Raw genomic sequence first — 5665 nt, forward strand, 5'->3', positions numbered from 1 at the left:
CACGGTGGTGTGAGAGGTCGGCTGCTCAAATAATGGGCGGCCTCCTACTCGATTGATAATAATTTAATCCTCAAATTTTTCCGGGAAGAAGATGCGCAGAGTTTTGTCGTCCACCTTGCTGCCCAGAGCGTTGCCGATGAGGAAGAGCACAAGGGAGAAGAAAATGCCCAGCACGATTTGATGCAGGCTCATAAATTTAATTTTGAGCGCCATGGTCAGGCAGTACACCAGCACGCCGCCGCCCATGGCGGCAATAGCGCCGCATTTATTAGCCTTAGGCCAGAAGAGGCCGAAAATCAGCACCCAGAAGAAGGCCGTTTCCAAACCGCCGAAGGCAAACATATTTATCTGCCAGATTACGCTGGGCGGATTGATGGCGATAAAATAAACTATCAAGCCTAAAATGATGGTTGCGGTCAGGCTGTACCAGCGGATTTTATCGTTGCTCAAGGTTTCGCCGCGCTGTCCCTTGATGTTCATATACACGTCCTTGACGATGGATGAGGAGGCGCTGAGCAGCAGGGAGGACACGGTGGAGATGGTAGCGGCAATGGGACCGATGATGATAACGCCGGCCCAGAAGGGAGAAAGGCTTTTGATAATTGCCAGGGGCATAATGTTATCGACGCTGTTGCCGTAAGCGTCCAGCCCTTCGGTGAGCACGCCCTTGCTGATAATGCCGATCCAGGTGGCTACGAGAGTCATGGCTCCGATAACGACGGTGCCGATAATCATGGCGTTGTGCAGCGCTTTGGTGTTTTTATAGCTAATGCCGCGGACTACGGATTGGGGCAGGGACAGGGTGCAGATGCCCACCAGCAGCCATTGGCTGATGTATAGGGAAATGGGCATTTTGCCGCGGGATAAAGGCTCCAGCATATCGGGGTGATTGCTGCCGATGTAGGACATAATATTGGTAAAACCGCCTCCTGCGCTCATCATGCCGCCCATGAGAATGCACATACCGACGATCATAGCTACGGCGCAGCAGGCGTCCGTTACGGCTACGCCCTTAAAGCCACCGATAGTGGTATAAATGACTACGATAAGGCCAAAAAGGCTCAGGCCGGTAAGGTAGGAAAAGCCTGTAACCGCTTCAAAAAGCTTGGCTGCGCCGACGAATTGGGCGACCATAGTGGAGCAGAAGAAGGCTACGATAACTACCGCGGCCATATTAGCCAGAAAATCGGATTTGTAACGGGCGCGCAGCACGTCGATAACAGTTACGGCGTCGATTTCGCGGGCGAGAAGGGCAATCTTTTTGCCGAAAACGCCCAGCACCAGAAAAATAACGACAACCTGCACGATAGCCATGTACAGCCAGCCGTAGCCAATGACCCAGGCCATGCCGGGGCCGCCGACGAAGGTGCTGACGCTGCTGTAGGTAGCGTCGGTGGTCATTGCCAGAACGAAGCCGCCCAAAGTACGGCCGCCGATAAAATAATCCTTGGCAAAATCCTTTTGCCGGTTTTCCTTGGAGGCGCGTTGAATATAGGCGCTGATAGCCAGCAGGGCGATCAAAAAGATCAGCACCGGCAGAAGATTGAAAATGCTGCCCATTACTTGCTTTCCTCCTTTTCATCTAAATCAAAATTGATAAAAACCTTTTTGGTCAGAATGATGGTAACAAGAATAGCGAACAGCCAGGTGCCGACGCAGCCGCCCCATACCCACAGCGGCGTGTGCCACAGGGTTACGTCGCTGTCGGCCAAGCCAAAGCCGGCGGCGCACCAAAAAATGATTACCGCAGCAGCGGCAATTACAGTAGCCAGGGCCTCACGATTGGCCTGGCGAAATTTTTCACTTCGTTTCATCATAAACTCCTTTGCGCAGGCGCAGCCTGCCATAATAATATTGTGCTTATTATACCATGTCTACCGCGGCTCTGTCATCGTCTGCGACTCGCCAATCGCCAGGTGCCAGGTATATGTTATACATCAGCTCTCGCTTCGCCTGCGGCTCGCGAATCACTGTGTATAAGCATTATATCATGTTTACAGCGGTTCTGTCATCGTATTCTTAAATGAAACGACGGCGCGCTTTTGTTTGGAAAAATATTTTGATTTATGCTATAATATTTCCATACGGCTTGCGTGAGCCTGCGCTTACACCGCAGCTGACAAACACAGAAGCTTTGGTGTCGGCGTTTTCATAAGAGCGCTTTGAACGCCAGGCTGTTGGCAAAATCTTGTAATTAAATTTGGTGATGTAATTGAAAGAACGCATTTATGATGGGGTCACCATGTGGCTGACCTTGAGCGTAATATTTTTTTTAGTTGAATATTTGACCGATTGGCTGGAGGTTGTTACTCTGGGCGGACTGGCGGCAGGCTCTTTTATCGAAGGGGCGATTGTGCTGCTGGGGCTTAAGCTTATGGGAAAGATTGTCAGCAGCGATTTTTTGCAAGGCTCGCTGCGTCAGGCCTGCTTCCGCAGTATGGAGCTGCTGAAGGCAGTCATCGTAGTAGCGGCCTTTTCCTGGGAGGGAGCTTTACTGCTGAGCAAGCGGCTTCCGGGCTATACGCTGCACAGCCATGCGCTGCATTTACTGTTTTTGCTGGCGCTGTACCCTCTGGCAGCCATCGCCTTAGAGCTGAAAATGAAACAAAAGAAGGAGTCTGGTTATGGAAATTAAGCTTATCGCCAGCGATATGGACGATACTTTGCTGAATAGCGATTGCCAAATATCTGCGCGCAACGCTGCCGCTGTGAAGAGCGCTTTGGCAGCGGGTAAAATTTTTCTGCTGGCAACCGGCCGCATGTATGTATCGGCGCGGCCCTATGCCGAAAGGCTGGGGCTGGACGTGCCCTTAGTAACCTATAACGGCGCGTTGGTGAAAGGCAGCCGCAGCGGGCAGGTTTTTTATGAGCATAAGATGAAGCTGTCCACTGCTCAGGAGGTGCTGGATTACTGCCGCGAAAAGGGCTATTATCTGCAATTTTATGTTGGCGATAGCATTTTAATTAAAGAAGAAAACGCTTTTTCCCGCATGTACAGCAAAATCAGCGGCATTCAGACTACCGCTGTGGGTGACGAGCTGTTTACTGCAAGGGAATCTCCTTATAAAATTTTGGTGATGACAGGCGCGGAGGAGTTCGGGCAGGTATGGCAGCAGTTTGCACAGCGCTTTGCCGGTAAGCTGGACGTGACCAGCTCCAGGGATAATTTTTTGGAGCTGATGGAGCCGGGCGTAAATAAATGGGAAGCAGTAAAGTCTGTGGCTGCCGGTTACGGCGTAGCTCCGGAAGAAATTATGTGCATCGGCGATTCCAATAACGATGTCAAGATGATTGCCAATGCCCGCATCGGCGTGGCTATGGGTAACGCCAAGGATGCGGTTAAGGATAGCGCTAAAATAATTACCGCTTCTAACGATAACGACGGCGTGGCTTTGGTTATCGAAAGCATTTTAACCAAACAGGCCGAAGAATAATGCAAAAAAGCAGGTAGGGAAGAGTCCATACCTGCTTTAATAATCTTAGAATATATAATTGGCGAGGTGAAAGCAATGTCTGTACAAAATAATTCCGCTCACGAGCACGCTCACAATCATCCCAATAAGAAAAAGGTGGTTAATCGTTTGGCGCGTATCGAAGGCCATGTGCGTTCTATTAAGAATATGGTGGAAAGCGACCGCGACTGCTCGGAGGTTTTAATTCAGATAGCCGCCGTGCGCAAGGCTTTGGACAATGCCGCGAAGGTAATTTTAAAGGACCATTTGGAGCATTGCGTGCTGCACGCTATGGAAGAAGGCGAGGGCAGTAAAAGCCTGGAAGATTTTGAGCTGGCCATCGACCGTTATCTGCGTTAAGCAAAGCGCTGCTGCAGCTTGGGAACAAAGAGCAGCAGAAAACCGCTGCGGGCGATGTAGAAAACCAGGAAGGAGAGCCACAGGCCTATATTGCCGTACAGAGGAATCAGCGTAAAGTAAGCAGTCAGGTAGCAGGCTGCGGTGAGCAGCATGGAAATGCAGATGGGCTTGGTGTACAGCGCGCCGTTGAAAACGCCGTAGTAGACGATGCCTAAGGCCGAAATCATGGGGAAGAAGGCGATGAATAAATCGTATTCCTGCGCGGTGGAAATGACGTTGGTCAAATCGGTGAAGCAGGAAAGAATGGCGTGACGGCAGGCGTAGTAGCCTACGGACTGCGCCATGCCGAAGCCCAGCGCCCAGATGCAGCTGATGCGCAGAGTATCCTTGAGCATAGGGCGGTTGCGTTCGCCGAAGGCAATACCGGAATAAATTGCTCCGGCTTGGGAAAGGCCTGTCAGAATATCGCCCATGATAAATTGAATTTGAAAAAGAATGGAATTGGCCGCCAGCAGAACGCCTCCGAAGGAGGAGCTCTGGTGCATGAAGCTGTTGACCATGATAATCATGCACAGCATACGCACGGTCAGATGGGAGCCGCACTGTACCATTTGCCTGCAGGTGGGGCCGGAAAAAATTTCTTTAATGGGCACGGCGTTGAGCGGCAGGGGTTTGTGCTGATAATAAAAGAAGAGAATGGCGGTGAAGCCGACTATATTGGCGATACAGGTAGCCGCGGCTACTCCGCCTACGTCCCAATGGAAAACGAGGACGAACAGCATATCCAGCAGCAGGTTGATTATATTGCTGGCCAGCGCGGTGAAAACGGCGATACGCACATGCAGCGTACCGGCGAACCAGCCCTGTGCCGTTTGGAAAACTAAGGTCAGGGGCATTACCCAAATCAGCAGACGGTAATATTTTTCCAGCAGCGGCGCAGTTCCCGCTTCCGGTTGGAAAAGAAAGAGCGACAGCTGCCAGATGGGCTCCTGCAGAGCCACCAGCAGTATGCCGATGCCGAAGGCTGCTAAAACGCCGCGGATAAAAGCGCCTGCCAAAAGCTTAGGGTCGTGATGGCCCAGAGCTTGGGCGGCAAAGCCGGAGGTAGAAATTTTCAGAAAGCCGAAGAGCCAGTAAACCGTGCTGAAAATTACTGCGCCCAGGGAAACGGCGTTGATATAGGTGTAATTGCCTAAATGGCCTACTACGGCGGTGTCGATAGCGCCCATCAGTGAAGCGGCCATAGTCGATAAAGTGAAGGGTATGCTTGTTTTTATGAATTGTATGTGAGATAATTTCATTACTGCAATACGCTCCTATTAATGCTTCTTTATTGATATAATAACCCCCGCAGGGGGATATGTCAAGAGGTAAAAGGAGCTTTTCGAGGATTATTTATGTCTATTTTGCCGATTTTTATTCCCCATGCGGGCTGCCCGCATCAATGTATTTTTTGCAATCAGCGGGCTATCAGCGGACAGAAAACAGCCGCGCTTGAAGGCGCTAAGGCGCAGATTGCCCGTTGGCTTACATGGCTGCGGCCTGATGTCCGGCATGAGGCCGCTTTTTACGGCGGCTCCTTTACGGGCTTGCCCATGGAGCTGCAGGAGAGGCTGCTGGCGCTTACGGACGAACTCCTTCGGCAGGGCGTGATTGGCAGCGTGCGCTTGTCCACGCGCCCCGATTATATTGATGAAGAACGGCTGGCGCTATTAAAAGAACATAAGGTGCGTTTGGTGGAGCTGGGCGTGCAGTCCTTGGACGACGCCGTTTTGCAGGCGGCCGGGCGGGGGCACAGCGCCAGTCAGGTTTACCGAGCTCACGCTTTGCTGCGGCAGTTTGGCTTCAGGACC

Annotated in this window: 7 protein-coding genes; 4 read left to right on the forward strand and 3 right to left on the reverse strand. The window is 51.5% G+C overall.

Annotated features, from left to right (window positions below; translation table 11 throughout):
* Nucleotides 1–63 precede the first annotated feature (63 nt).
* Together panF and QZ105_RS09985 are read right to left on the reverse strand one after the other, a co-directional pair.
* A complete protein-coding gene (gene panF / locus QZ105_RS09980) occupies nucleotides 64–1560 on the reverse strand; it encodes a sodium/pantothenate symporter (RefSeq protein WP_293729774.1) in 1497 nt (498 codons plus the stop codon).
* Complete coding sequence (locus QZ105_RS09985) at nucleotides 1560–1817, reverse strand: YhdT family protein (RefSeq protein WP_293729775.1); 258 nt, start codon at nucleotides 1815–1817, stop codon at nucleotides 1560–1562. Before QZ105_RS09985 ends, panF begins: the two co-directional genes overlap by 1 nt.
* Nucleotides 1818–2212: 395 nt before the next feature.
* Here QZ105_RS09985 and QZ105_RS09990 point away from each other — a divergent pair, with 395 nt between their 5' ends.
* The 3 genes from QZ105_RS09990 (at nucleotide 2213) to QZ105_RS10000 (ending at nucleotide 3812) form a co-directional block, all read left to right on the forward strand.
* Complete coding sequence (locus QZ105_RS09990; RefSeq protein WP_293729776.1) at nucleotides 2213–2635, forward strand: hypothetical protein; 423 nt, start codon at nucleotides 2213–2215, stop codon at nucleotides 2633–2635.
* Entirely contained in the window at nucleotides 2625–3434 is an 810-nt protein-coding gene (locus QZ105_RS09995; RefSeq protein WP_293729777.1) for a Cof-type HAD-IIB family hydrolase, read from the forward strand. Before QZ105_RS09990 ends, QZ105_RS09995 begins: the two co-directional genes overlap by 11 nt.
* Nucleotides 3435–3509: 75 nt before the next feature.
* Complete coding sequence (locus tag QZ105_RS10000; RefSeq protein ID WP_293729778.1) at nucleotides 3510–3812, forward strand: metal-sensing transcriptional repressor; 303 nt, start codon at nucleotides 3510–3512, stop codon at nucleotides 3810–3812.
* Here QZ105_RS10000 and QZ105_RS10005 read toward each other — a convergent pair.
* On the reverse strand, nucleotides 3809–5113 hold the full coding sequence (locus tag QZ105_RS10005; protein ID WP_293729779.1) for an MATE family efflux transporter: 1305 nt from the start codon (nucleotides 5111–5113) through the stop codon (nucleotides 3809–3811). The two genes, QZ105_RS10000 and QZ105_RS10005, sit on opposite strands and share 4 nt — an antisense overlap.
* Nucleotides 5114–5209: 96 nt before the next feature.
* Here QZ105_RS10005 and QZ105_RS10010 point away from each other — a divergent pair.
* A partial coding sequence (locus QZ105_RS10010) for a radical SAM protein (RefSeq protein ID WP_293729780.1) occupies nucleotides 5210–5665 on the forward strand: 456 nt, incomplete at its 3' end.

Source organism: uncultured Phascolarctobacterium sp. (assembly GCF_905212365.1).
GTDB lineage: Bacteria > Bacillota > Negativicutes > Acidaminococcales > Acidaminococcaceae > Phascolarctobacterium_A.